General features: G+C 49.6%; 15 protein-coding genes and 1 pseudogene. 8 read left to right on the plus strand and 8 right to left on the minus strand.

Features of this window, described 5'->3' with window-relative positions:
• Nucleotides 1-700: 700 nt before the first annotated feature.
• The 3 genes from CFREI_RS12555 to CFREI_RS12565 all read right to left on the minus strand — a co-directional run bounded on the left by CFREI_RS12555 (nucleotide 701) and on the right by CFREI_RS12565 (nucleotide 3,354).
• Complete coding sequence (locus CFREI_RS12555) at nucleotides 701-1,384, minus strand: hypothetical protein (RefSeq protein WP_156907768.1); 684 nt, start codon at nucleotides 1,382-1,384, stop codon at nucleotides 701-703.
• Between the two features lie 341 nt (nucleotides 1,385-1,725).
• The gene (locus tag CFREI_RS12560) at nucleotides 1,726-2,292 is read right to left on the minus strand and encodes an ABC transporter ATP-binding protein (protein ID WP_027012905.1); all 567 of its coding nucleotides are present in this window, start codon (nucleotides 2,290-2,292) and stop codon (nucleotides 1,726-1,728) included.
• Between the two features lie 9 nt (nucleotides 2,293-2,301).
• Entirely contained in the window at nucleotides 2,302-3,354 is a 1,053-nt protein-coding gene (locus CFREI_RS12565) for an acyltransferase family protein (RefSeq protein ID WP_084170767.1), read from the minus strand.
• Nucleotides 3,355-3,378: 24 nt separating this feature from the next.
• Here CFREI_RS12565 and CFREI_RS12570 point away from each other — a divergent pair, with 24 nt between their 5' ends.
• Together CFREI_RS12570 and CFREI_RS13455 are read left to right on the plus strand one after the other, a co-directional pair.
• Nucleotides 3,379-3,975, plus strand: coding sequence for a DUF3068 domain-containing protein (locus CFREI_RS12570; RefSeq protein ID WP_027012904.1), 597 nt, complete (start codon nucleotides 3,379-3,381; stop codon nucleotides 3,973-3,975).
• A pseudogene (locus CFREI_RS13455) lies at nucleotides 3,972-5,252 on the plus strand (MmpA family trehalose lipid delivery protein); the annotation flags it as partial. The gene CFREI_RS12570 and the pseudogene CFREI_RS13455, both read left to right, overlap by 4 nt.
• On the opposite strand, the gene CFREI_RS12575 reads toward CFREI_RS13455, so the two are convergent.
• Complete coding sequence (locus tag CFREI_RS12575; RefSeq protein WP_027012902.1) at nucleotides 5,230-6,324, minus strand: glycosyltransferase family 4 protein; 1,095 nt, start codon at nucleotides 6,322-6,324, stop codon at nucleotides 5,230-5,232. The pseudogene CFREI_RS13455 and the gene CFREI_RS12575 sit on opposite strands and share 23 nt — an antisense overlap.
• A 29-nt stretch (nucleotides 6,325-6,353) precedes the next feature.
• On the opposite strand from CFREI_RS12575, the gene CFREI_RS12580 reads away from it, so the two are divergent.
• Nucleotides 6,354-7,070, plus strand: coding sequence for a class I SAM-dependent methyltransferase (locus CFREI_RS12580; RefSeq protein ID WP_035112203.1), 717 nt, complete (start codon nucleotides 6,354-6,356; stop codon nucleotides 7,068-7,070).
• A 35-nt stretch (nucleotides 7,071-7,105) separates the two neighbouring features.
• On the opposite strand, the gene CFREI_RS12585 is transcribed toward CFREI_RS12580, so the two are convergent.
• Entirely contained in the window at nucleotides 7,106-8,935 is a 1,830-nt protein-coding gene (locus CFREI_RS12585; RefSeq protein WP_027012900.1) for a phosphoenolpyruvate carboxykinase (GTP), read from the minus strand.
• Between the two features lie 353 nt (nucleotides 8,936-9,288).
• Between CFREI_RS12585 and trmB the strand changes: the two genes are divergently transcribed.
• From trmB to CFREI_RS12610, 5 genes are read left to right on the plus strand one after another with little or no spacing between them, the layout of a single operon-like run.
• The gene (trmB, locus tag CFREI_RS12590; RefSeq protein ID WP_027012899.1) at nucleotides 9,289-10,056 is read left to right on the plus strand and encodes a tRNA (guanosine(46)-N7)-methyltransferase TrmB; all 768 of its coding nucleotides are present in this window, start codon (nucleotides 9,289-9,291) and stop codon (nucleotides 10,054-10,056) included.
• Nucleotides 10,057-10,722 carry an NYN domain-containing protein gene (locus CFREI_RS12595; protein WP_027012898.1) on the plus strand — a complete coding sequence of 222 codons (666 nt, stop codon included), beginning with the start codon at nucleotides 10,057-10,059 and terminating at the stop codon, nucleotides 10,720-10,722.
• A 3-nt stretch (nucleotides 10,723-10,725) separates the two neighbouring features.
• Nucleotides 10,726-13,026 (plus strand): MMPL family transporter, encoded by a 2,301-nt coding sequence (locus tag CFREI_RS12600; protein WP_027012897.1) that lies wholly within the window; start codon nucleotides 10,726-10,728, stop codon nucleotides 13,024-13,026.
• Nucleotides 13,023-14,111 carry a lysylphosphatidylglycerol synthase transmembrane domain-containing protein gene (locus tag CFREI_RS12605; protein ID WP_035112202.1) on the plus strand — a complete coding sequence of 363 codons (1,089 nt, stop codon included), beginning with the start codon at nucleotides 13,023-13,025 and terminating at the stop codon, nucleotides 14,109-14,111. The genes CFREI_RS12600 and CFREI_RS12605 overlap by 4 nt, the downstream gene beginning before the upstream one ends.
• Nucleotides 14,112-14,114: 3 nt before the next feature.
• Nucleotides 14,115-14,471: a DUF3054 domain-containing protein gene (locus CFREI_RS12610; protein WP_027012896.1), complete on the plus strand. Its 357-nt coding sequence runs from the start codon at nucleotides 14,115-14,117 to the stop codon at nucleotides 14,469-14,471.
• Between the two features lie 247 nt (nucleotides 14,472-14,718).
• On the opposite strand, the gene CFREI_RS12615 is transcribed toward CFREI_RS12610, so the two are convergent.
• The 3 genes from CFREI_RS12615 to CFREI_RS12625 all read right to left on the minus strand — a co-directional run bounded on the left by CFREI_RS12615 (nucleotide 14,719) and on the right by CFREI_RS12625 (nucleotide 23,288).
• Nucleotides 14,719-16,260, minus strand: coding sequence for an acyl-CoA carboxylase subunit beta (locus CFREI_RS12615; protein ID WP_027012895.1), 1,542 nt, complete (start codon nucleotides 16,258-16,260; stop codon nucleotides 14,719-14,721).
• Between the two features lie 3 nt (nucleotides 16,261-16,263).
• Nucleotides 16,264-21,042, minus strand: a complete 4,779-nt coding sequence (gene pks13 / locus CFREI_RS12620; protein WP_027012894.1) for a polyketide synthase Pks13 — start codon at nucleotides 21,040-21,042, stop codon at nucleotides 16,264-16,266.
• A gap of 395 nt (nucleotides 21,043-21,437) precedes the next feature.
• A complete protein-coding gene (locus CFREI_RS12625; RefSeq protein ID WP_027012893.1) occupies nucleotides 21,438-23,288 on the minus strand; it encodes a FadD32-like long-chain-fatty-acid--AMP ligase in 1,851 nt (616 codons plus the stop codon).
• Between the last annotated feature and the right edge of the window lie 61 nt (nucleotides 23,289-23,349).

Genomic DNA, 23,349 nt, shown 5'->3' on the forward strand with positions numbered 1-23,349 from the left:
GATCCTTGCCACTGATCATAAATACACCACCTGCGGACGAACATTCGAATTTATCATCTGCAGTGCCTGCACACATCACATCGTTCGACGTCCACCTCCTTCAGCGTTTCCGATACGCTCGACGCTATTTCAGAACTGGACGTTTTTGCTAATTCTGTCGCTTTATCTTGTGAGGATGCTTTTAGAGTCCTGGATTGTTCCACAGGTCGTAAACAATAGTGTTACTAGTGCCGCAATTGGCGCGAGTTTCCGAACTGTTTTCATATTTTTAATCCTTTCCTATTTATTGCGCTTGTTTAATTCAGTTCTTTAACTGCCGCTTGCTATTTGTTGTAACAATATATAATTTAGTAAACTCGTTTCAGGGCAAAATTCTTACATTCCCCCTCGATCGTGATTACCTGGGCAAACCGAACCGATCTACATGCGCCAAAATCCACTGAAAGCTTAGCTGAAGTGGAGAGATGTCACGAATTCCATTTTTCGAAGCCGTTCTGATGGAATTTGCGACAAGAAATTAGATTGCATACATCCATTCACCTGGGATCTGTCACGAATTCCATTAAATTGAAGATTTTTATGGAATTTGCGACAATTTTGGCCATATTTTGTCACAAATTCCATTAATTTTCGTTAAAAAATGGAATATGTGACAGTCCCCAGGTGGATGCTCGCATACAAGACAAATTGCGATACAAAATCACAGAAACCACCAGCACACGAACCCCAAGAAAATTCCCAGACGCAGGCCAAACAGGTGATACATCAGAACGTCCTGTGGAATTATAATGCCAATGCCCGTATCGAAATCTTGCCCGCTGAGATTTTCACGAATTCGAGGTTGGGCCCGCCGATAGCCAATCTGAAATGTCGCAAGGAAGGCACTGACCGAAGCCATCAGCAGATTGGTGGGATCCAAAAGAAAAATAACCACCAATACAGAAACAAAAGAATGTACGACTAGAACTATATGAGGCCAACAAGTATTGATGCCAATTCGGCGAAAATCAGCACACCGGTAAAAACCTGCTCCAAGTATTCCCCAACTCACAAGAAAAATCACCGTAAAACCAGGCCAAAACCTAACCAGCACCACGATCAAAAGTAACTGGATCAGACCAATGGCCAAAAGATAGGAGCGTCGAAAAGCTCGTCGAAAGAATAATTTCCAAATTGAGGAAGTTGGCGAATGGTTGTCTTGGGTTTTCTGTTCCCTCCAATTCGCGGCCAGACCATCTGAGATTAATTCAGAGTCTGGCACACTCCATAGAGCCGAAGAAATCAAGCGAGTACGGCCTGCCCGTAAAAGTGGAGGTAAGGCAACTTTTACACGGAAGCAAAATAACAATCGAATCCCCGCTGTAATCACAGCGCCAATAAGCAAGCAATCAACCGTAGCCCCCAAGAGTGAACCAAACAGAGTAAAAAGAACAAGTTGAATCCAGGAGTCTTTATCGAACGCACGTAAGGATTTCATTGGACGGTGTTTGTAAATCCACTGGGGCTCAGACCTTGCCCGCAGCGGAAAAAGAAATTCAGTAACCCAGGAAGCGAGTATGGCCACCAATAGCAGGGCTAACACAGCAATAGGAAGTTCCGCAGGGCTAAAGACCTGATTCGATTGTTTGTTTAACCAGAGGATCAAGCTGGCGAACGCTCCACCGATCCAAAGTAGAGCAAAAACCCAATACAATAGATCAGATAATCGGACGAGAACTTGCCGAATCATAGACTAACCACAGCGTCGCAAGCAGCAAGCAGTGTCGCAGAATGTGTTGCAATAACTATCAGTGTTCCTTCGTGTGCACGTTCGGCTAGTTTTTCTGCAAGGAACTCCACCCATGAAGAATCCAGGTGACGTTCTGGTTCATCAAGCAGTAGGAAGTCAGCTTTATTTTCAAATTGGCTCGCAAGGTAGACACGTTGGCGTTGCCCACTGGAAAGTGTTGTTGGGAATCTGTTTACTAAATCTTTGAGTTTCCAGGTTTCTATAGTGTATTCATAATCCAGTCCTTGCCTGTTAGCGAGCAATATAAGATGTTCACCCACCGTAAGGTCTGGGAGAAACACAGGCTCTGCTATTCGAATAGAAAAACCGACAGCGGGCTCTTTACCAGATAAAAAGACACCACCACTTACAGGTTCCAATTCACCCGAAATGGTTTGTAATAGAGTTGATTTTCCGGAGCCATTAGGGCCAGCAATTGCATACAGGTGACCATTGTGAAATCGTTGGTGCACTTCACCGACTGGCACCCCGTGGTGTCCGAAAACGCAATCTACCTGCAACATACTGCAATACTAGTGGGTATCGGCGCTATGAAGCTTCTCCGGTTGGAGACGAACCCACAAATCCGTTGGGATTGTGAATTTACGCCCTGGTTTTTCCACCAAGATATAACTTGCAGCAGAAACAGGAATAGTGAGGGCGATGGTAAGGAGCACCACAGGCCAGAAGTGACCGTCGAAATGCCTAATACCAAGAATTGGAAATACCATTGAAAGCCCAGCTAAATGCCAGAGGAAAAACGAGTAAGACCACTCACCAAGTTGCTCAAGAAACTTCGGTGCCCAAGCACCTGGAGATAAGGTGTAAGGCAGCACAACGCACGCAGCAAATACAGCACCAGCACAAACGCGGCGCAGGAATTCAATTGGGCTCGGATGTATCAATCCTGGAGGACCAAACCATGGCTGGGCTGCAACCCAAAGAGTAAGTGCCGCTAAGCACCACCACAGTAATCGTTTTTTCATAAGGCGTCGTATTTGCCACGGAACACCGCGATGTTGAAACTCTGCGGCAAAGATCCCAACGCTAAACCACGAAAGGAATGCGGGCGGCCAGATCTGTACGTTAATGGATTCAATGGATTGCACAAAGGGGAACCACGGCCAACCCAAACTAAGCAAAGTGAGTGCTAGAACCCATTTCCATCCCAATCGATATAAAAACGGAAGCACTAAGTAGAAGGCGACTTCAACGCACAGCGACCATAAATGCGTGAGGCCTGGATGCAACGCCTGAGGAACATACAATTGGGTTAATGTAAGATTCGCAAAAATCGTGGAAATCGAAGCTCCATACGCCTCCGGCAATAACAACAACACAACGAACACCAGTACTACGTAAGCGGGCAGGATGCGGGAGGCGCGGCGTCGATAATAGCCTGGTGTTGGGGGCCGCCATAATAAAAAAGCCGAGAGGGCAAAAAAGACCGGCACAAAGAAATCGAAACGATCCAAAACGCCTGTTGTAGTGCCGGTTTGAAAGGCCGCGTGGGTAAATACAATGCCCACCGCCGCCACGGCGCGCAACGCTTGAAGCTGGGGGTTGTAGGATTGAGGGGCCCGCATTACCCGAAGTTTAGAGGAAAACGCATGTCCTACCGCACTCTCGCTGCTGGGGCGGCACTTTTGGGTTGCCTCGCCATCGCTCCCACGGTAGTGCACCAAGTGTACCGTGCCGAACCTGTGATGCACTCAGTGCTGGTAGGACCTGAGGGATCGCTGGAAACGAACATAACCTTAGGGGAGCCAAGTAAAAAAGGGCGGATAAAATTAGACGTCTCCCGTTCCGATGGATTTAGTGAGACCGTCGAGTTATTGCAAGCCAACGCCTACCCTGCAGAAGGCGGAGGTTTAGAGTACATGTTCCCCACAAATACTGAGCGACGTTCGTACCCTTGGTCAGATGAAAAACCGGTAGATTACGTTGATGCGGAATATATCAATGACGTCAAAGTATATAAATTTGCCAACGAACAAACTTCCGTCTGGGTCGAACCAAAGTCCGGAACATTAGTAGACTTACACACTCATGGCGCACGCTGGGATGAGGCCACAAAACAACGCCAATGGGACGTCGCTTACCCGCATATTAGGGCGTTAAAAATCCTCGACGTTACCCGCTACTTCGGATTCCTCATTGCCGCAGGTCTCATCATTACTGGCGTGGTGCGAAAAATGCGCTCATGAGATTTCCGGCCCAACTAACGCTTATCATTCCAATACTTCTACCATGTGTTTTGCTGTTTCCGCTTATACTTCCGGGACAGCTTATTCACCGCGATATGGTGGTACTGGATAATCTGGCGCTTTCATTAGGAGCATTCGGTTTCGGCGATCTACCTGCAAGAAACGCACCACAAGACGGTGCGCTGGCATTGTTAGGCAAGATTGTTCCAGCATCCTGGGTAGCGCGGGCTGCAATCTTTGGTGCAGCAATTTGGGCCTGTTGGAGTTTTCGCACACATCCCGCAGCTGCGCTGATTTTGCTTGTTAATCCATTTATAATTGAACGTTTGTTGCAAGGACACTGGTCATTGGTGATTGCCGCTTGGCTCCTCCCCATTGTGGCCACACCTACGTTTGGAATCCGGCGTTATATAGCAATGTGGGTATGCGCATTAACGCCGACGGGCGTGGTGGCTGCGGTCGCCGTGGCACTTACTACTCGTACGGATAGACTCCGATTATGCGGCTTTGGGTTAGCCTGCGCCCTGCCGTGGATTATTCCTTCGCTTATGCATTCCCACACTACGGTTGGCGGCGCACATATGTTTGCTGCGCGGGCCGAAACGTATGTTGGCACACTCGGCGCACTACTAGGTTTAGGGGGAATTTGGAACGCACAAGCGGTCCCCCCATCACGTCATATGGGCTTTGCACTTGCCGGAGTGGCGTTATTTATTCTGTTAATCAGCGCATTTAGACACGTTCCGCACAGCTTATTGACGCTCGCTGGGGTCGGTTTTTGCTTAGCATCCCTAGGCTGGCTCACCCCAGGCATTCTCGAATATATCCTGCAATTTCCTGGCGGTGGGCTTCTTCGCGATGGACAAAAATGGGTTATTCTTGCCATTCCTGCCATGGTCTTTCTAGCACAATACGCACGCCCAACCTGGTTGCTTGTGAGCCTCACACTACTGCAAATCCCCGATGCTCCTGCAGCATTGTGGCAGATCAAACCCACTAATGTAATTATCAAAAGTTATGGCGAGGGCCAAGATGTCTTATTCACCGATCTACCACCAACACTTGATCCCCGCACGAAGGCGTCTCCAAGTGTAGAATCTGGTGCCCTTAAAGTCGATGGACTACTCATCGACGCGCCCTCTGCTCGATACACAAAAGCTATGCAAGCATGGCGCGACGGAGATATCTCGGAATTACAATCCTTGCAGGTAGGAGTAGTAGTTGATGGCGATTCTATTACTAAAATCCCAGACGTCACACCTCGTCGTGGCTGGCCTTGGTGGATGGGTCTTGGATTGAGTCTTGGTTGGTTACTTCTTCCAATAATTTCTCTACTGCCCGCCCTGTGGCGTGCCAAGAATAAGCGTTCGGGCTTAATGGAGTAGCCCGCGGGGCGTCGATAAGCTTTGCGGTAAGCCGAATAAGTTCGGCTTTATTATCGGCTAACGCTCCCAATTGCACGCTATCCTGAAGGCCTCCTGAACTGCGATAACCCACCGTAGGAACACCATGAAGTGCAGCTTCAGTCACAGCGAGCCCCCACCCTTCTTTCCGCGATGGCATAAGGTGCACCTTTGCACGATCAAGCAATGCATGTTTACGTTGCTCCGAAACTTGACCATGGAAAACCACCCGATCAGCGACTCCAAGCTCCCGCGCATACACACGTAATTTCGACGCCCACCACCCCGAGCCAATCACGTCAAGAACCACATTAGGTAATGCTGCAACAACATCCATTGCATGTTCGATTTGCTTATGCGGAACTAGGCGAGAGAGCGTCACTAAATGCACTCCATCCGCCGCTAATGGCGCAAACTCAGGAACTGGGTCTACACCATTGAGGATCACCGTAATATCCCTGACGCCTAAACTCTGCAATTCCCTACGGCTCGACTCAGAAACCGTAATATAGCGACAACCCTGATGTACTTTTGGACTCACTTTTGATTCCAAAAACCATCCAAGCCGCGACAATACCTTCCCTGCAACCGGCCATTGCTCCTTATGACAATGATGTACCAAAATTACTGTCGGACAACCTGCGAATATTCGGGCGAAAAATGGAATTCCATTTTGGGTATCTATCACCACATCAACACCAGCCAAATCTCCGATACCGATACGCCCTAGAACCATAGCAATCCAAGCCCTGGGATACACCGTAAACTTACCGCCACCGCGAGTAAATAAAATACCTTCACGCAGCTCTTTACCGTGCCCTGCCGTGCGATACACCACCTGATGCCCCCTACTAGCAAGATAGCTACCTACACGTTCTAGGTACCGCTCACTGCCACCTCCTTGTGGGTGGGTGGTATCTCGCCAACACATCAGAACAATTTTCATACCGGACCTAGCCTATACAATCCCCTATCATGCGCCACTTTGCCACTCTGCGACGTTCATTGAGTCTCCTCACATCATTCCCTAATGAACAACGCAATCCAGATGAGTTCTATAGCAACCTTGCTGAAGACACTGCTCGGCTTATCGAGCAATTCGCTCCGCTTTCCGGAACTCGAGTCCTTGATGTTGGTGGCGGACCAGGCTACTTTGTAGACGCGTTCGCACGGCGGAAAGCCTGGTATATCGGCGTAGATCCGTTCGAAAAATCCCATGTTAAAGCCTCCGGCCACGCACTTCCCTTCCACAATGACACATTCGATATCACATATTCGTCGAATGTAGTTGAGCACATTTCTGATCCATGGAAAATGTGTGAAGAAATGTTACGGGTAACAAAACCGGGCGGGTTTACTATTGTCAGCTACACAATTTGGCTGGGGCCGTTTGGCGGACATGAAACTGGCCTTTGGCAGCATTATATTGGAGGCGAATATGCGCGGGATCGCTACACCAGGAAACATGGTCGCCCACCAAAAAACGTGTTCGGAGAATCACTGTTTGATGTTTCCTGTGCCGATGGACTCCAGTGGGCGCGTTCTGTTCAAGGCGCAAAGATCGTACGAGAATTCCCCCGTTACCATCCTTGGTGGGCATGGTGGCTTGTAAAAATTCCCGGCGTTCGAGAATTTCTTGTAAGCAATCTTGTGGTGGTGCTGCAAAAGGAAACCCTGCCGCCTCATTTCTAAAACGGCAGGGTAATTCGGTAAGGAAGAGAAAGAAACTACTTAGCTTCGCTAATACGCTTCTTCAATGCTTCAAATTCTTCCAGAACTTCAGCTGGGACCTTTGGACCCAGCTTAGCCAGCCAAGCTTCGTTGTCTTCAACGTCGGCTGCCCATTGCTCCGGAGGAGCACTCAAAGCTTCACGTACATCCTCGATTGGGGTATCCAAACCGGTGAGGTCAAGGTCTTCCACACGTGCGGTGTAACCAGCAACAGTTTCATCAGCACCAACGCGGCCCTCAATGCGATCAATAACCCACTTAAGCACGCGGCTGTTGTCACCGAAACCTGGCCACAAGAAACGACCATCTTCACCACGGCGGAACCAGTTCACCAGGAATACTGCTGGCATCTTGTCACCACCCTTAACACCCATATCAATCCAGTGTTGGAAGTAATCACCAGCGTTATAGCCAATGAACGGCAGCATAGCCATTGGATCGTGCCGCAAAGAGCCAACCTTTGCTTCAGCGGAAGCAGCAGTCTGGCCAGATGCCAGCAAAGTACCGATCATGGTCGCGTGGTTCCAGGAATGAGCTTGGGTCACCAATGGAACAGTATCTGCACGACGGCCACCAAACAGGATCGCCGAAATCGGAACACCAGCGGGGTCGTTAAACTCTGGTGCAGCTACCGGGCATTGGCTAATTGGTACGCAGTAGCGGGAGTTCGGATGGGAAGAAAGCTCACCGGACTCTGGTGTCCAATCATTTCCCTTCCAGTCAATGAGGTGCTGTGGCTCACCCTCAAGGCCTTCCCACCAAACGTCACCATCATCTGTAAGGGCAACGTTGGTGAAGATCGAATTACCTGGCTCCATGGTGTACATGGCGTTCGGGTTGGAGGAGTAGTTCGTACCAGGAGCAACACCAAAGAAACCATTTTCTGGGTTTACGGCGTACAAACGACCGTCTTCACCGAAGTGCAACCAGGCGATATCGTCACCAACCACTTCTGCGGTCCAGCCTTCAATGGTGGGCTGAATCATAGCGAGGTTAGTCTTACCACATGCTGAAGGAAAGGCCGCTGCGATGTAGTAGCTCTTTTTCTCTGGTGATGTCAGCTTCAGGATAAGCATATGCTCAGCCATCCAGCCTTCATCTTTCGCCATAATAGAAGCGATACGCAGGGCATAGCACTTCTTAGCCAAAATGGCATTACCACCATAACCAGAACCATATGACCAGATCTCACGAGTTTCAGGGAACTGCGTAATGTACTTGGTGTCATTACATGGCCAAGGAACATCTTCTTGACCTGGCTCAAGTGGATAACCGACCGAATGCAGACAGTGGACAAAGTCCCCATCTTCACCGATCTTGTCTAATGCTTCTTGGCCCATGCGAGTCATAATCCGCATGGACATAACTACATAAGCAGAGTCGGTTAATTGCACACCCAGTTTTGGATCTGGATCAGTAATTGGACCCATGCAGAATGGGACCACATACATCGTACGGCCCTTCATGGAGCCACGGTAATGCTCCGTCATTTCTGCTTTCATTTTCACTGGGTCAGCCCAGTTATTTGTCGGACCAGCACCTTCTTCGGTTTCCGAGCAAATAAAAGTACGGGTTTCCACACGTGCAACATCCGCAGGATTTGAACGAGCAAGGAAGCTATTTGGCTTCTTTTCCTCATTGAGCTTGATAAAAGTACCCGCCTCTACAAGCTCAGCGCCCAGGCGGTCCCACTCTTCACTTGAGCCGTCTGCAAATACTACGGCCTCGGGTTGGAACAATTCGACTGCATCAGCAATCCACTGCAGCAGTTCTTTGTTCTTGGTAGGAACAGGACCAACAAGACCCTTGATTTCCGGAACGGACATTGGCTCTCCTGACTTAAAAGTCGTTCGACAGACTTAACACCAACCACAATAACGTTGATCAGTCCTCGACGTCCCTAGGTTCGGTGAGAAACGCGCCACACTTAGTAATAACCAGTCCCCTTCCCCAAGGAAATATCATGTGCACGACGTGTTTTTCTGAGAATTAGCGTGGGAAATCACCCCCAAGGGGGTGATTTTCTGCGCCTGTCCCCACAACTAAAACATGTTCGGACACCAACATAAATTGCTCACATATTAATTTTTGGTCTTCACTACACCCAACCGGTTCTATCCAGTTAGAAATAGCTGCACCGTATTGAGTTCAAGTGGACCAACGGGGCACAATAGTGCAGATGTCTAATTCTGATAATTCTCACAACTTCTCCACTGGCGAACTCCCAGCTGGACGCCCCCTTCAATCAACCTTTGAGGACGGGCTAAATTACCCACGTTTAGGAAGTATTAGTTTTCGGCGTGGAACACTTACCGACAACCAGGAAAAGCTTTGGAAAGAGCACTGGCCACATTTGGGGTGCGTACTCTCCGATGAACATATTGACATTGAGAAATGGTTTAGCCGAACAGGGGCCCCAACAATTGTAGAAATAGGTTCGGGCACCGGGACTTCAACTGCTGCAATGGCTTCGGTAGAGCCAAATACAAATATTATTGCGGTTGAGTTGTATAAACCCGGTCTCGCGAAACTATTAGGCACCACCGTTCGCAATGGAATTTCTAATATTCGCATGGTTCGCGGTGACGGTGTCGAAGTCCTCAACCGTATGTTTGAAGAAAATTCAATTGATGGCGTCCGAATTTTCTTCCCTGATCCTTGGCCCAAGGCTCGCCACCATAAACGCAGGATAATCCAATCGGGAACCTTGCGGCTTATTGCCTCTCGGCTTAAGCCTGGTGGTGTTTTACATGTGGCAACAGATCATGCTGATTATGCAGAGTGGATCAAGGAACTAGTAAACATTGAACCAAAACTGGAGTATATGGGCTGGCCATGGGAAGATTGTCCACAGCTTACTGATCGTCAGGTGATTACTAAGTTTGAAGGAAAAGGCTTAGACAAAGACCATGTGATTACCGAGTTCTTATGGCGAAAGAGGCCCTAATTGTCTGAGAATGCTTTTATAACCCACAACTACGGCCTGAGTGATATTCAAGGACCGCCAAGTTTACTGCTAGTTTGGGATGCCCCAAATCTTGATATGGGTTTAGGCGCAATTATTGGTGGTCGTCCTACCACCGTACACCGTCCACGTTTTGATGCGATTGGTCGGTGGTTACTCGACCAATCTGCGGCTCTTGGCGATCATATTGTTCCTGAGGCCACGGTCTTTACCAATGTCACTCCTGGTGGGGCTGACGCGATCCGCCCATGGGTGGAGGCGCTGCGGAATGTTGGTTTTGCTGTGTTTGCTAAACCAAAGTTGGACGAGGAGTCTGACGTTGATCCAGATATGCTGCAGCACATTCGACGCCGTCATGCTGAAGGCACCCTTGAAGGCTTAATTGTTGCCAGCGCAGATGGGCAGAATTTCCGCGAGTTACTTGAAGAGCTTGCGGTCAATATTCCAGTTCGTGTCATTGGCTTTCATGAGCACTCTGCTTGGGCAGTTGCCTCTGAAGCTTTAGAATTTACGGATTTAGAGGATATTCCTGGAGTTTTCCGGGAGCCATTGCCTCGTGTCAGTTTGGACTCGCTTCCAGAAGGCGGTGCTTGGCTTCAGCCATTCCGCCCTCTATCTGCCTTGTTATCTGGGAGGAAGGACCTGTAACGCATGTTTCTTGCGTGGGGGCGCTTTGCCTACCGATTCCGCCATTTTGTGCCCTTTATAGTTATCGGTCTCATTCTTACTCTGTACCTTCTGGCTGGCACGAAGCTAAGTGAGCGCATGAGTCAAGAGGGTTGGGATGATCCTGGTTCTTCTTCGACTCAAGCCGCAAAAATTGAGCAGGAGGTTTTTGGCCGCGATAACCGCGGCGATGTCTTGCTTTTGGTTTCGGCCGAATCTGTTGATGACCCGGCAACCTACGCTGCTGTTGGAAAGCATCTGCAATCATTGCTTGCGGAGCACCCTAATGAAATCGCCCAGATAGATAGTTATTTTGCTACTCCGACAGGCAAACTGACCACGGAGGATCGCCGTATGGCGTTCGCTGCAGTGGGCCTGAAAGGAGAAGGCGAACAGGTCCTAAAGAATTTTCGGAAGATTAAGTCAGATCTAACCGATGTTGAGCTGCCGGAAGGCACCCATATTGAGGTTGCAGGTTCCACGGCTATTGCCGACGCCCTCGACGAGGGCATGGCTGGCGATATTAAGCGCGCAGAACTCTATGCCCTCCCTGCAGTTGCACTGCTTCTGCTATTTGTTTTTGGTTCACTTGTTGCCTCAACCATGCCACTGATTGTGGGTGTGTTATCTATTTTGGGTTCACTGGGTGTCCTTTCCATACTGGCCACTCAAACCCAGGTCAATGTTTTTGCGCAATCTGTAGTCACATTATTGGGGCTCGGTCTTGCCATTGACTATGGCTTGTTTATGGTTTCCCGTTTTCGGGAGGAACTGGATTCGGGCGCTCCAGTAAATCGAGCCGTAGCTACCACTACTGCTACTGCTGGTACAACGGTTGTATTTTCGGCAGCAATGGTGGCAGTTGCCCTTTCGGGGTTATTGCTTTTCCCGCAAGCGTTTCTAAAGTCTGTTGCGTATGGCGCTATTAGTGCAGTTGGGCTTGCGGCTTTACTTTCGGTGACTGTGTTGCCGTCGCTTTTTGGGTTGCTTGGCACGAATATTGATAAGGGAATGATTCGTAAGCCGAAAAACCGGAATACCCATTGGGAAGACACCATTTGGGCGAAAATCCCCACTTGGGCAATGAAGCATTCTAAAAAGGTAACATTTGCTGGTATCGCTGGTCTGATTTTATTTACATTACCGTTGGCCGGGGTGAAGTTCGGCGGCATTAATGAGACATATCTTCCTCCAAAGAACGAAGCGCGCATTGCACAGGAAAAGTTTGACGCTAACTTTGATATCCGTACAGAACCAATCAAGTTAGTAATTACCGGCGCAGATGAGCAGGGTGTTGTTCATGTGCATCAGCAAGCTAGGGATATTCAAGGACTTACTGGTGTGTTTGGGGCGAGCCGCCCCACAAAAGATGGCACAACGGTCCTTTCCACAGGTATTGAGAACCGTGAAGATTATGCTCGCATTGTTGAGGATCTACGGAAAATCACCCCACCAGAAAACGCAAAGATTTATATTGGTGGAACCCCTGCCCTTGAGGTGGAATCGATTGAAGCATTACTCAATACTTTGCCGTGGATGTCGCTATACATTATTGTGGCCACATTTATTCTTATGGCTTTGGTGTTTGGCTCGATTATTCTGCCAGCTAAAGCGGTAATTATGACAATATTGGGCCTTGGCACCACTTTGGGCGTGCTTACATTGATCTTTGTCAATGGTTTAGGGTCAAGCATTCTTGGGTTTACCGCTGGCCCGTTAATGAGCCCGGTATTGGTTTTGATTATGGCAATCGTGTATGGCCTGTCTACGGATTACGAGGTCTTCCTGGTATCTCGTATGGTAGAGGCGAGAAATCGAGGGTCTACTACAGATAATGCCATTCGGTATGGCACCGCACATACGGGCGGGATTATTACTGCCGCTGCGGTCATTATGATTGTGGTGTGTGGAGCGTTCGGCTTCTCCAATATTGTTATGATGAAATACATAGCATTTGGTATGATTGTTGCTCTTTTCCTGGATGCAACTATTATCCGAATGCTATTGGTGCCAGCGGTCATGCACCTTTTGCGGGATGATAACTGGTGGGCACCGAAGCCTATTCAAAAGGCCGCCGAATTCCTTGGACATGCTGGAACCCCCACTGCGCGTGAGGTTAAGGAAGTACCTATGCCCCGCGCCGTCGATACGCAAGAAGAGGTGCCGATTCATAGCGCTGCACTTGATGAATCCACTGCAATGCGTGGCGGCCGAAATAGCAAAGACGACGCCGAACTCATTCCATTTAGTGTCCTAATCGCCCGATACGAGGAGGAACGACAATAGCGCGCTACCTACGTCGAGCACTACCCGTTCTTGTAATCGCGGCAGCAATATGGTTTTTCCGCAATGAACTCGACTTTGCCGCCGCGTTTACACAACTCCGCCATGCCCAACCGATTCCTCTTATTCTCGGCCTAGGTACGGCCTTGCTTTCGCTTATTGCAATGGCGGAGGTGATGCGGGTTTTACTCGGCGCCGGCGGCACAAACGTTAAATTGCGCCAGACGGCAAGCCTGACATTTGCGGCTAATGCTCTTTCCACAAGTTTTCCGGGCGGTGCTGCAATCTCCACGGTCACGCAATTTCAGGTTATGCGGCGATGGCATGCCAGCACACTGCTTATTTCCTGGTTTATTGTGTTTTCGGGGGCGCTCTCCACAATTTGGCTGATTGCACTCGGTATAGGCGCAGTGTTCTTACACGGCGCAGAATTTAATTTATGGTCACTCACACTTCCACTTTTAGGAACCCTGAGCCTTGCCGGCATAGTTTGGTGGGCAACGCATAACCCGGATACGTTAGCAGCCGCCATTAAGCGCATTTTGCCGCCATTAGGGCGCGGATTCCGCAACTCTTTGCTGTGGTGTGCAAACTCCCTGCCACGCTGGTGTGCAAAACTTAGCGAAAAACTACGACGCTGGCACCAACGGATAGTCGAACACCCACCTGGTGGTGGTACACAGGGAATAATCAAACATGTATATCAATTGGAGGCTGTAGAACTCACCCCCACCCGCTTTAGTTGGGCTGCGGTATGTTCCCTCCATAATTGGCTTTTCGACGCCGCAACCCTCGGTCTAGCAGTTTGGGCACTCACCAACACGATTCCAGACCCAAGCATCATTCTTTTGGCTTTTATTACCTCAAAAATTGTCGGTTCTACAAACCTTACTCCAGGGGGCCTTGGCCCTGTCGATGGTGCTCTTATTGGCACGCTTATGGCAACTGGAACCCATAGCCCCGAAGCCCTTGGAGCGGTCATTCTCTACCGGTTTATATCATTAGTGCTGATCACAGCGATTGGCTGGGTTGTCTACCTGTTCAGCCCGTGGCGGAAAACTCAATATCACGTGAAGGTACACTCTTAAAACATGACACTCGCCCTCGACCTTATCGCTATCGCACTATTTGGCTTGCTAGCCCGCGCAGCTCACCAAACACCCGATATGCCCTTTAATTTTCTAGGCTGGTTAGACACCACATGGCCGTTTGCCCTTGGCGTATTACTAGGGCATGGGCTCACCATCTTGCTCAAAAACCGTATAGCACCTGGTGCCGTCATTTGGGTTACCACGGTGATTATTGGCCTTGGCATCTGGGCAATACGTCACAATGCCTTCCCCCATTGGTCTTTTATCCTCGTGGCATCAACGATGTCTGCTATTTTGCTATTTGGCTGGCGAGGAATAGCAAAATTTAAACGAAGCCGGTCACAACCACAGCCATAAGTAATTACTACAGAATACAAAAATACACCTCCCGATAGGTTCTTATGGCTACGGGAGGTGTACACGAGCCTATATGGGCTCATTCAAGAGATTTAGCGGTTGAATGCCTGCAATAAATTAAACCAAGCGACGCCGATCGTGCCAAAGATGTCGCCGAAAAGGTCCAGAGCAGAGCTCAGCATAGTTAAGTCTCCTTGAGTGGCAGTGTCAGTGTTTTTCATAATTGCCTTAGTGTAGCCGGAACTTCTTACATAGGCATGATCGTATGTTTTTTAGGTACCGTTACTTCCCGCTTGGTGTCCAATTGCCGCAGCGCTTGGCGCAGAGCCACTCGGGTTTGGTTGGGTTCGATCATGGCGTCGATATAGCCACGCTCCGCCGCAACATATGGACTCGTCATGTTTTCATCATAGAAATCCATAAATACTTTTTTAAGGTATTCTCGTTGCTCTGGCGGCGCCGCAGCTAATTGGCGCCCTTGGATCATAACCACAGCAGCGGCAGCTCCCATAACTGCTACCTGCGCAGTAGGCCAAGCAAGGTTAATATCCCCTGTTAGGTTCTTCGAACCCATGACCGCATACGCTCCACCGTAGGCCTTACGCACAATTAATGAAATTTTTGGAACAGTAGCCTCTACAACGGAAAAACCAAGCTTTGCACCACGGTGAATCAAGCCTTGTTTCTCCTGCTGCACACCAGGAAGGTAACCAGGTGTATCTACCACGAAAATCAGGGGAATATTGTAGGCATCACAGATGCGGATAAAACGAGCGGCTTTATCGGCAGCATCCGCATCGATACATCCGGCGTACACCAACGGTTGGTTTGCCACAACACCCACAGACCGGCCATCTACCCGCGCAAACGCAGTAATCATATTGGGCCCGTAGTCAGGCTGGACTTCAAGCACATCGTCATTATCAAAGATCTGCTTAAGCAAGTCCATCATGTCATAGGCAGAGTTTGTGTCATCCAGCATAAAGTGATCGAGCGCTAAATCCCTATCGGTCACTTCATCACTTGGAGCCCAAAACTCTGGGCTAGGTTCTTCGCACGATGAAGGCAAATGATCAAGAAGATCATGGACATATGCAAAGGCTTCTTCTTCCGAATCCGCAACATAGGACACATTGCCGTTAAGTGCTTGTTGATGTGCCCCGCCTAGCTCGGCAGAGGTAATCTCTTCACCAGTAACTTCTCGGATTACGTCCGGACCGGTGACATACATTTCTGCGCGGCCGTCCACGGCGATCACAAAATCAGTAGTTACGGGCGCATATACCGCGCCACCAGCAGATTTGCCCATCATAATGGAAATCTGTGGGCTCCGACCGGATAGCGGCAACTGGCGGCGCGCAATTTCCGAATACATGGCCAAAGATGTCACAGCATCTTGAATGCGTGCGCCACCAGAATCCTGGATTCCGATCACTGGGCAACCGATTTTTATGGCCATATCCATGACTTCACAAACTTTACGGCCGAAGGTCACACCAACGGAACCGCCGTAGACGGTTTTATCATGAGCATAGACAGCAACTGGCCTGCCACCAATGCGACCATACCCAGTAACTACGCCATCTCCATACGGTGCCTCTGGGTCATCTGGGGTACGTCCCAGAGCGCCGATTTCTACAAAAGAGCCGGGATCTAACAGCCGTTCAATACGCTGACGCGGAGTTGTCAGGCCGGCAGCATCACGCTTTGCCCGGGCACGCTCGCTACCAGGATCTTGCGCTTTTGCAAGTCTGGCGCGCAGGTCAGCGAGCTTTTCTGCCGTTGTCATTCCTTAGTTTCCTTCTAGATGAGCCTCGATTTCACGTAAACGCTTGGTCAGGTGTGCGCCTACCGTGCCAATCTCTGGCTCATCCACGATGGCGAGGTGGTCACCCCGCAGCTGAATAATATCTAACTGTTCTACGATAGCGGACCAACCACCATCAGCGTGAATATTGGCGTACCGAGGTTCCAATTCGATTGCACCATCATGCATACGCTCTGCGCGGAATAACATAACTGGCACACGAACATCTGCCCAATGCTCAAGCTGTACTCGATCAAGAATCCGATTGTCCACAAAAGATGCGCGCTGGTGTTCGAGAACACCGGCAGCTAGACCATGCGCCGAAGCATCGGTGCTCGATAAAAACTCAGCCATCATGGTAAGTAATGCATCTTCACCTTGAGTTTCCAGCAATTCATATGGAACCGGGAAGTCGAGGTTATAGGTTTTTTTGGCAAATGCAGAATAACGTTCCCAACGAGCACGAGTTTCTTCCATGGTGTCTGGAATGGCCTCGGCTGGTTGGACAGTATCCAATAACACGATGAGGGCAATATCTACATCGCTACCTACCAGTTGATGGGCGACTTCATAGGCAAGTGCACCACCGAAACTCCAACCACCGAGGATTACTGGATGCCCGTCCGCATATGTTCGGATTTCATCGAGATAGCTTGCAGCGCGTTCCTCCAGGGTTCCTTCAAGGCGCTCTACACCATAAACAGGAACATCTTCTGGTAGTCGGCGCATTAGTGGTTGATAAACTACCGAGGATCCACCAGCGGGATGGAAGAGGAATACCGCAGGTTGCTGCGAGCCTGCTGGACGTTCACGAAGTACGCGGATATTTCCTTCCACTTCGACTTCCAGTCCTTTTCGAACAATATTAGCTAGGTCTTCTAACGCAGCTGCCTCGTGGATATCTTCAACTTTGATTTCAATACCAGCGCGTTCAGTCAAGCGCTCTGCGATTGCTTGAGCATGCTCTTCAGTAACCTCTGGTAATTCACTGGTCACACCCGGCACCGCCGCACCAGTGATCGATGCCCAAGTTGCAAAAACTAAACGTTCCGAAGCATCGCGTGGTGCCACCTGCACAATATTTGACCGGGTTGAAGACTCAGGAGTGGCCTTAAGTGCTACTGCAGTGGATACAGGAACTATTTCATCGGAGACTGCAGTGGTTTTGCCAGCTACTAGATCCTCCACAAGCGTGACTACATCCGCAACACTTGCGTCACGCAATGCTTGAACTTGAAGGGGCGGGATCTGGAAATCGTGCTCAATTCGGTTTTTAATACGCATCCCCATAAGGGAGTCAAGCCCCAAATCGATTAGCGGCAGTTCACCAGGGAGATCGTCGATATCGTATCCCATAGATTCAGACACAATTGAGCGCATCCGTTGCTCTACAGACTCACCACTTTCAGGATCCCAGTACACCGCTTCAATTTCTTCATCGAGTTCGATAAACGATGGCGTACTTACTTGCTGCTGTACAGGTGTTGGTTGCGGCAAACCTGCAACACTGGCAAATCCTTCAGCAAGAAGCGGGAAGACTTCCCCAGTCACGCGATATACGGAAATTGCCACGCCACCAAGATTCTTTCGCACAAGCGTAGTTATTTCGCCTATTGGAGGAAGCGCAATGTATTCCTCAACTGCCACAACGCTGGATTCGGGGAATGCTGCAGCGGCCGCGGCGTCGATAAGTGCTTCAGCAGAAGGCACATGCTCTGCTCGGGCACTAAAGACAACGGTACCGTCGGGGAGATATGCGCGATGCCCTGGCAATGCCACACTCTGAGAAGCGGGGCGGGCGGCAGTCCAATAACGTTGCTCTTTCCAGGTCACTCCTGGTATTTCGGCATAGTCGCCAGCCCCAAGGACGCGGTCGAGTTGGATTGGTGCACCTGCAACATACAATTTTGCCAATAAATCACGCAGGGTATCCGAAGGCGAAAGCTTTTGCTTTAGCGTAAACAGCAATTGAGCATCGGCTTTACCAACTGAAAAAGCGGTGTTCATCATGCCCATAATCGCAACTGGATTCGGGCAGATTTCTACAAGCATTTCATGCCCCGCTGCAAATGCCGCCGTAATTGCCTCTAGGAACCATACGGAGCCACGGGTGCAACGCAACCAATAGTCAGATTCATGGACAATAGAACCTACGGGATACACCACGCCTTTATCCACGGAGCTAAAAAGCGGGACTTCAAGTGGTCGCGGTTCGATACCGGCAGTTTCTGCAGCAAGCTCCCCAAGTAATGGCTCTACCGCACTGGTGTGCCCAGCACCTTTTACATTAAGCAAGCGGGCAAATTTTTCTTCCGCTTCAAGTTTTTCTACCAGCTTGACTACTGCTTCGCGGGGTCCACCAATTGTTGTCATGCCAGGACCCGCATAAACTGCTGGCTCAACGCCTTGATATTCGGGGTTTTCGGCAATAAATGCATCGAGGTCTGCCGCAGAAAATTCAACCACGGCCATGGCACCCAATTGATCTTCAGGCAGGGATTCTTCGCCCTCACCCATTAGCCGAGAGCGGTGGCACGCTACCCGCATAGCGTCTTTCGCGCTAAGACCTCCCGCGGCATAGGCGGCGGCGATTTCGCCCATTGACATGCCAACTACCGCTGCTGGCTTAGCACCAAAATATGCAAGCAGATCAGTGAGCGCAATTTGAATCGCGGTAATACCCACTTGGGCTGTTTCGGTATTGTAGGTGCGCGAGTCATCTTCAATGAGTTCGATAAGTGACCAGCCGGATTCAAAAATAATATCGGCATCCAGTTCAGTAAGGCGCTCGCGGAACATTGGCGAAGTATGCAAAAGATCTTTAGCCATCTTCCGGTACTGAGAACCAAATCCCGAATACACAAACACCGGCCCCAGATTCAGCGGAGCGTCAGCTACCGCAATACCAGCACTCTTTTTTCCCTCTGCCACAATACGCAGGCGTTTTATTGCCTCTTCTTTGGTTGCGGCGGTCACTACTGCGGCAGAGCGTCCGTGGTTACTGCGGGCAAGCGAACGAGCAACTGGCTCAAGGTCGGCATTTCCTTCAAGGTAGTCCGCAAGATCCGCTGCTGCTTGTCGACGCCGCGATGGCAGCAACCCGCTTACCGGCAATAGGTATTGTTCTGAATCAAGTTCTGCAGGTGAGTGCAAAGCAGCGACTGTGTAATCGTCCGGATGAAATTCTGAGATCACCGCGTGCGCGTTGGTGCCACCAAAGCCGAATCCCGAAATACCTGCAATGGCTCTACCAGAGTACTTAGGCCATTCACGTGGATCTTGTACCACTTCAAGCCGCTCAGTATCAAAATCAATATAAGGATTTGGTCCAGAATAATTAATTGAAGGCGGCAATACTTGGTGCTGCATACTCAGCACCACTTTAATAAGCCCGGCCGCGCCTGCAGCAGATTCTGTATGACCAAAGTTTGTTTTTGCACTACCCAAAAGCAATGGTTCGCGCAGTTCACGTTCGCGGCCCAGCACTTGACCAAGCGCCGTTGTTTCAATGGGATCCCCAAGAATCGTTCCGGTACCGTGTGCCTCCACATAATCCACCGAAAGTGGATCAATACCGGCATCCATATAAGCGCGTTCTAATACCGCAATTTGTGCATCGGAATTCGGGGCAGTCAAACCATTTGAGCGACCATCAGAATTCACCGCAGTGCCTTTGATTACAGCAAGGATATTGTCGCCGTCGGCGATTGCATCATCGACACGTTTTAGCACCACTAAACCAGCTCCATCAGAGCGCACAAACCCATCGGCGTCTTCGGAAAAAGCATGAATCTTCCCGGAGGGGCTCAACACCCCTAATTCTCCAAACCCCGTGGTGACAAACGGACTAGCCAAAATATTAACGCCACCAGCCAGCGCAATATCAGCATCCCCACAACGTAAAGCGCGTACCGCATGGTGCACACTGACTAGTGAAGATGAGCATGCTGTATCAATACTTACGGAAGGCCCCCGGAAATCGAATACATAAGAAACACGGTTCGGAATAATCGAACTTGCAGTACCTGTTAAAGCATACGGGTGCGCTTCCGCCGGATCTGAAGCGATCATAATTCCATAGTCATTATTGGAGGATCCGATATACACACCTACATTGCTCCCACGCAATCTATGTGCTGGAATTCGCGCATGCTCCAATGCCTCCCAAGCAAGGACTAATGCAATACGCTGTTGCGGATCCATATTCGCGGCTTCCACAGGAGACAGCCCAAAAAACTCTGCATCGAAGCTAGCAATATCGTCTAAATAACCCCCAAGTGTGGACACTGACGACATTTTCGCGGTCATAACGTCATTGGCAGCGTATTCGGACCACCTACCGGCCGGCAGTTCCGAAATTCCATCCCTACCGGAAATTAAGAGTTCCCACATTTCATTAAGGTTGAGGGCTTTTGGATAGCGTGCTGCCATACCCACGATTGCAATATCGTGAGTACCAGGACTATCTGAAATCACCGTAAAATCACGGCGAACTGCCTTCTTAGGTTTATGCGAAGGCCCTTCAATCAGACGTTGACTAAGACCAGCGATTGTAGGGTACTCATATGCAATCGTGGCATCAAGTTGCACGTCAAGAAGGTTTTCTAACTCACCCGAAAGGATAACAACGTCACGAGACGACAACCCAAAACTCTCCATAGGTTTATCGTCGGTGATCTCCTCTTCCGGAAGACCCGTAGCGGTAACCACCCATGCCCGCAGCCAAGCTTTGAGCTCCGCAACGGTCATTTGACGTCGATCCATAACAACACCTTTACAAGTTCTATGAATAAGTTCTAACCCCTCAAGGTTACCCGCCGCACAAAGCGAGAAACGTTTACCTTAAGCCCATTGAAACCTAAAGGTAAAATACCGCAAGCTCATAAGCTATTAGGACTTTTACGTTCACAAATTTATCGTTTCCCCACGATATTCTGTTACAAACCCGTCAATCCCATAAGAAATTGGGGCACTATAGAAGTAATTTTGAGACACAGCAGTTTCTAACATGTTTTGCATAAGTGTCACTTTTGTTTGCACAATCACCCCCACAGAGGGGGGATTCTTAGCATAAGATTACAGCATCCAAGCAAAAGTCCGCGGGACGAGTACTCGTCCCGCGGACTATATACTTAAAGCACTTTCTCAGATGAAAGATATTACTTTTCTGCTAAATACGCATTCTTACATACGCGCCGTGCGATTTTTCCGGAAGAACTACGCGGAATTCCATCGAGCTCAACAATACGAATCTCGTGAGGAACAACGCCATGGTTCTTCGATACAGCGGTCCGAATAGCCTCGATTGCAGCGGCGTCACCGGAAGCATCCTTATGGCGATCCCGCTCTGCAAAAATAATGAGCTTTTCTACGTCTTCGCCTTCAATTGCGAATGCTGCAATCGCTGCTGGCTCAATGTGATCAGTAGCATGATCCACAGTGTATTCAATGTCTTGTGGGTAGTGATTACGGCCTGCCACCACAATCAAGTCTTTGAGTCGACCAGTAATGTAGGTTTCACCATCAATAATCACACCAAGGTCGCCTGTAGCCATCCAACGGTTGTCATCCGGAAAGCCCTCAGCCCGTGAGTTCTCGGGGAGACGTGCAATCAAAGTGTTTAAGAACGTTGCAGCTGTTTCTTCTGGACGATCTAGGTAACCAACAGCCATGTTTTCGCCATGGGCCCAAAATTCCCCGACCTGACCGTCTGCTAATTCAGTACGTGTTTCCGGATCAACAACCACAAGTGCTTGCGGGCGAACAACAGAACCATTGGACATGAGCGCAACAGCATTTTCGCTGTCTTCGTCCACGATTTCTGCGAAACCTTCGCTCAGCTTTGTACGATCCACATAGGTAATAACCGGGCGATCAGGTCGCTGTGGAGTTGTCACCAGCAATGAAGCTTCCGCCAGGCCGTAGGATGGCCGCATTACTGTGCGTTTCAGGCCGTACTTTTCAAATGCGGCAAAAAATTGGTTCACAGCCTTTGGTGTTACTGGTTCAGAGCCGATAATCAAACCATCCATGGCAGAAAGGTCGAGTTCTTCGCCTTCTGCTGGCAATCCGTAACGCACTGCGAGTTCCAGGGCAAAATTCGGCACTACCGTATACACGTGCGTTTGGCTGTTGTTGTTATTAAGTTGCTTGACCCAGCGGGACGGCTGTTGGATAAAGTCCCGCGGCGTCATCATTTCCATTTCCAATCCAAGAATGGTGACAAATGCCGCAAGGATAATTCCCATATCGTGGTGCAATGGGAGCCAGGTAACCAGACGGAGCGGAGTCTTTAGCTGGGCAGCTGTAAAGATCTGCAACACGTTAGTCATTACTGAGCGGTTTGAAAGTACTACACCAGCTGGGGTGCGGGTCGAACCGGATGTGTACTGCAGGAATGCAACCATATCTAGTGGCGATTGGGTGGATTGCGCCATCATTGCCTGAACTTCGGGGGAAGTCATTGGGTTAACCCAAGATTCCGCCAAAGAATCCGGGAGAGAATCCACCGACAGGATGCGTGGGCGCTCTGCGGCTGGTAGCTCCGCAAAGTAATTACGGACGGCTGGTGCACCTGGGGTGTGAGTAAGCACAATGGTCGGCTTACAGTCTGCGATCACAGCTTTTAGGTGATCGGCATGCCCTGGCTCGTTTGGGTCATACAGTGGTACTGGAACCATTCCGGCATATAGAGCACCAATAAATCCGAAAATGTATTCGGGGCTATTGCCGGCAAGGATTGCAACACGGTCACCAAGTTTGCCTACTTGCTGGAGACGGGCGGATACCGCTTTAATGCGCGTATTGACCTCGGTGCGGGTGTATTCAACGGCAACACCATTGCGGTCAGAAGAATAGTCCCAGAAGCGCATGCAGTGCCGATCCCCACCTCCTTGCATTGCTTCAGCTTGGTAGAGGGTTTCGCACAGTCCCGCAATGGTCATTTGCGGAGGCAGGGCCACTTGGCCTTTTTCATCGAAAAACTGGCCAATTACGCCATGAAGATCCATGTTGCTCCTAAGTCTTTTTGAGATACTTAGTGAAGTCTAATGCTTTCCCTAGTGAACATAC

The sequence above is a fragment of the Corynebacterium freiburgense genome (assembly GCF_030408815.1).
Classification (GTDB): domain Bacteria; phylum Actinomycetota; class Actinomycetes; order Mycobacteriales; family Mycobacteriaceae; genus Corynebacterium; species Corynebacterium freiburgense.